The following is a 3,950-nucleotide window of genomic DNA, read 5'->3' as shown; positions in this document are numbered from 1 at the left end:
ACCGCCCCGCCGGAGGCATCGATCTTGTCAAACCATGCGGGATCTTTCAGGTCGCAGGGGATGTTTTGCTCCCGCTCACCGGCGGGCAGAAGCTGCTGCCGCAAGGCGATCACATCCGGGAAGTCCAGATTGTAGATCTTGCATCTGCCATTGTCGCAGGCTCTACCGGTGTTATCCAGCCCGCAGCCCAGATTGACCACTGCCGCGCAGGGGTGGTTTTTCAGGTACGCCTGCACTTCAAAGGCAAGGTCATTCTGCCGCATGGCGACCTCCAGCGCACCGAAACGCTGCATCAGGCTGCGGGAATTTTTCTCTGCCTCTGAAAAGTCGTAGTCGATCTGGTCGATCAGACGCACCGCCGTTTCGTCCCGGTAAAGGTTCGGATACAACTCCGTACACAGCTTCCGTGAATACAGCGGGAGGATCAACGTCTCCTGCACGGTGTTTTTCTCGATTTTGTATTTCATAGGTTCCTCCCTCAGTGAGTAAAAATAGTCATCATTGCCGCCAGCACCATTTTCTCGTATGTTATAAGTCCCAGCTTCACACACCGCTGCTGCACCGCCGGGCTGTAAAAATGCACCATCCCAACAGCCCCCTTACGAATGCCCGCAGCGCAGATCAGAACCAGCAGAACTCCCAACCCAAGGCCTTCCAGAATCGTTTGTAAGACCATCCCTGTTCTCCTTATTCTGCTTTCCGGCAGGCAAACCATGCCATGCTCTTCACTGTTCCAAGTGTTACGGTTACGTACCGTTTCTCCAGCCGTTTTTTCAAACTGAAGGCCATCTCGTAGGGCGGTGTGAAGAACCCCGTCTTTTCATAAATGTGCCGGACAAACCAGTCCGTCCGCTTCTGCTCGCCCTTCACATAAAAGCAGCCGCAGAAAGTCCCGCCGGGCCTCAAGACCCGGAACACCTCCCGATAAGCGGCCTCCTTGTCCGGGAACGCGTGAAAGCCGTTCAGCGACAAAACAATATCAAAGACGCCGTCCGCATACGGAAGTGCACCCACATCGCCCTGCCGGAAGGTCACATTTTTCAGGTGCAGGCGGTCTGCCTTTTCCTGCGCCTGTCCCATCATATCTGCCGAGTAATCCAGACAGGTGATGTCCGCTTTTGGCAGCGTCTTGTAAAGCGGCATGGTCAGAATGCCGGTGCCCACCGGCACCTCCAGCAGCTTGCCAGAAAAATGCTCCGGGATGCCGGACAGTGCCTTTTCCAGATAGGCATCGTTTTCCACCTTGTTCATGTCCCACACAAGACGGCACACCGCTTTCCCGCTCAGGGTGGAGCAGGTGATCATACCATCATAAAAATTGTTGCCGCCTGTCAGCCGATAGGCACCGCGGATTGCTTCTTTTCGTTCCATGCTCCGTCCTCCTTACACTATTTCACCGCTTTTGCGCTGTGACGCACAGCCAGCCCTTTTTATTTTTGTGACTCTGAACCCTGCCAAAGCCCGCTTGCTCCAGATACACTTTCAGATCAGCATCCGTATAGATGGTCATACCGTTAATGATTCGCGTCCATTTGTCGTCTTTTGCTGTTTCGCCGTTTGCTTCGTTACAGATGAAAAAAGTCCCGCCGGGCTTCAGCACCCGATAGACCTCTCTGAAATTTTGCGCAAGCTCCGGCCAGAAATAGACCGTTTCAAATGCGGTCACCACATCAAACTGCTCCGCTTCAAACGGCAACTCTGCTACACTTGCCTGCTGCACAGTACACTGCCCTGCTGCAATGGCACCTGCATTGACCTTTCGCGCTTTTTCTACACTGACTGCCGAATAGTCGATGCCCTGCACCTTGCCCTTGGGACACAGCTTCAGCAACGTTTTGATGTTCGCTCCACCGCCGCAGCCGCAGTCCAGCACCATGGCATCCGGGGCGGGCTGCAAAAAATGCAATCCCCACGCTGCCATTGCGCTGTGCCCAAAGTTCATCATAGCAACCATGATCTTCCCGCTAAAGCCTACGGGCTTTCGGGTGTTTTCAAAGAAGGACATATCACACCTCCGATTTCACACATTCCGTATAGGTCAGCGGAAAAGAGGCCTTTAGAACAACACTTTTTCGCACTGTCCAATCATTCTGTTGCAGAAATTTTAGGTATTCTTCACTCGTCCACTTGCTGTGGAGAGGAAAGCCTGCCAGATTCATGAAAAAGGCTTTGACCTTGCCAGGAAATGAGTTTTCTGCGTGCGTAAAGGTAGGCGCGATCAGCACACCGTCATCCTTCAGCACCCGTTTGATCTCTCGCAGTGATTTTTCTGGCTGAGGCACAATGTGCAGTGCGTTTGATACGATTACCACATCGAATGATTTGCTCGCGTATGGCAGAGAAAACATATCCTGCATGGAAAAACGCAGCTTCGCAGAGTAATTCCCCCGTTTGGCCTCTGTAATCATTTCCGGAGAGGCGTCCGTCGCCTCGATGTGTGCCGCTGCTTTTACGATGTGCTTGGCGATCAGTCCCGTTCCGGTAGCCACCTCCAGCACTGTTTTGTCTTTCACGACCGGACAGATCAGCTCATACATTTTCTCGTATACTGCCCTGTCTTTTCGCATAAAGCAGTCATACAGACCTGCATTTCTGTCCCAGAAATTTTTGTGTTCTCGCATTGCTGTCTCTCCTTTTATAGTTAGATTTGTCTAAGCGGCACGCGCACATTGATAAGTTAGGTTCGGCTAACTCATGTATTTAGGAAAAGCCGCATTTCTGCGGCCTTTCGGCTTATACAAATAGCTTGCTGCAAGCATCACACATCTGTGTTTTCAGCCACTGAGGATAACGCCTCGCGATCTACTTCCTTATGGAAACAGCCAAAATCTATTTTCACACTATTGCGGTGACTTTTGTCTTCTTATCCATATTATATCGTGCTCACTTCTTTTTTGCAATGGTATAGTATCTCTATTTTGTCATTTCCAAACGCAGAGCACGATTAGATTTTCTTCGCAATCGTAGACAGCTCCAAAATAATGCTCAGAAGATCATTTTTGACTTCCTCTTTGCTTGGCTCGCTGCCCATCAGAGGATAATCCGTGCTGGCATGGAGGATGCAGGACAGTTCGAGATTGAATTGTGTCGGCGATAAGGGCACCTGACAGTCCTGGGCTTTTGCGAAGCAACCGCATCCTTTGCCCGGATGATTTTAATCTGCATTTCCGCAGATGGTTCCGATACTCTGATATTCCTACTCATGGCCACACCTCCAATGGATCATGATATTCATAATCCTTTTTCCGGTTCAGATAGCCCAGTTGTTCCAATCGGATAGCAGCTGCTGATCTCGAAACATCAAAGACACCACAGAAAGTATCTATTTTTACCTGATCCTTGTCATAAAAACGCCATCCGTAACAGGTCAGAGGCTCCGAGTACCTGCTGGGAAGCAGCGGCACCTATGTCGTAGAAGCTCATGAAAAAGGCGGCGCAAAAGCAGCGAAAGATATTGAAGAACTGGTCAGCGAAGTGACCGGTATGTTCGCTGGCGGCGAATTAAGCGAAGATGCCATCGAAGGAGCTTATAAAGCTCTGACCGATGCCTACTGGATTGCCAAAGAGAACAATAAAAAATACGCCCCGAAAACGAGGCGTAAAAAATCCGATCAGTGATATTTATCGTACACACTTTTCGCTATACTGTAAACTGGAGGTGGTATGATGAATGCGGAACAGCTTTCACGGGTCGGTGAGAAACTGGTAAAACGCTGCGGTTCCAGAGACCCTTTTGAAATTGCAAGGCAGCTTGGTATCAATGTCATGCTTTGCGAAAATTTCGGTTCCCTGAAGGGAATGTACCGGGTGATTAAGCGAAATCGCTTTATTTTCCTGAATAACAGTCTTGATAAAAATATGCTGCGCATCGTATGCGCACATGAATTAGGGCATGATCAGCTTCACCGGAATATGGCGAAAACCACCCCGATTCATGAGTTCATGCTCTA

The 3,950-nt window shown here is 50.1% G+C and carries 6 protein-coding genes; 1 reads left to right on the top strand and 5 read right to left on the bottom strand.

Annotation, left to right across the window (positions count from 1 at the left end; genetic code table 11):
* The 5 genes from DW677_RS17705 to DW677_RS17685 form a co-directional block, all read right to left on the bottom strand.
* Positions 1 to 467 (bottom strand): class I SAM-dependent methyltransferase (locus DW677_RS17705; protein WP_181968401.1); only part of this gene is annotated, 467 nt, incomplete at its 3' end.
* An 11-nt stretch (positions 468 to 478) separates the two neighbouring features.
* On the bottom strand, positions 479 to 676 hold the full coding sequence (locus DW677_RS17700; RefSeq protein WP_117567923.1) for a hypothetical protein: 198 nt from the start codon (positions 674 to 676) through the stop codon (positions 479 to 481).
* 11 nt (positions 677 to 687) lie between these two features.
* On the bottom strand, positions 688 to 1,371 hold the full coding sequence (locus DW677_RS17695; protein WP_117567922.1) for a class I SAM-dependent methyltransferase: 684 nt from the start codon (positions 1,369 to 1,371) through the stop codon (positions 688 to 690).
* 22 nt (positions 1,372 to 1,393) lie between these two features.
* Complete coding sequence (locus DW677_RS17690) at positions 1,394 to 2,005, bottom strand: class I SAM-dependent methyltransferase (protein WP_117567921.1); 612 nt, start codon at positions 2,003 to 2,005, stop codon at positions 1,394 to 1,396.
* 1 nt (position 2,006) lies between these two features.
* Positions 2,007 to 2,537: a class I SAM-dependent methyltransferase gene (locus tag DW677_RS17685; RefSeq protein WP_242992247.1), complete on the bottom strand. Its 531-nt coding sequence runs from the start codon at positions 2,535 to 2,537 to the stop codon at positions 2,007 to 2,009.
* 1,126 nt (positions 2,538 to 3,663) lie between these two features.
* Here DW677_RS17685 and DW677_RS17665 point away from each other — a divergent pair.
* A partial coding sequence (locus DW677_RS17665) for an ImmA/IrrE family metallo-endopeptidase (protein WP_242992245.1) occupies positions 3,664 to 3,950 on the top strand: 287 nt, incomplete at its 3' end.

The organism is Clostridium sp. AM25-23AC, assembly GCF_003435125.1.
GTDB classification, from domain to species: domain Bacteria; phylum Bacillota; class Clostridia; order Lachnospirales; family Lachnospiraceae; genus Pilosibacter; species Pilosibacter fragilis.
The sequence above is the reverse complement of the archived record's forward strand: the minus strand, read 5'-3'. Positions and strand labels throughout refer to the sequence as shown.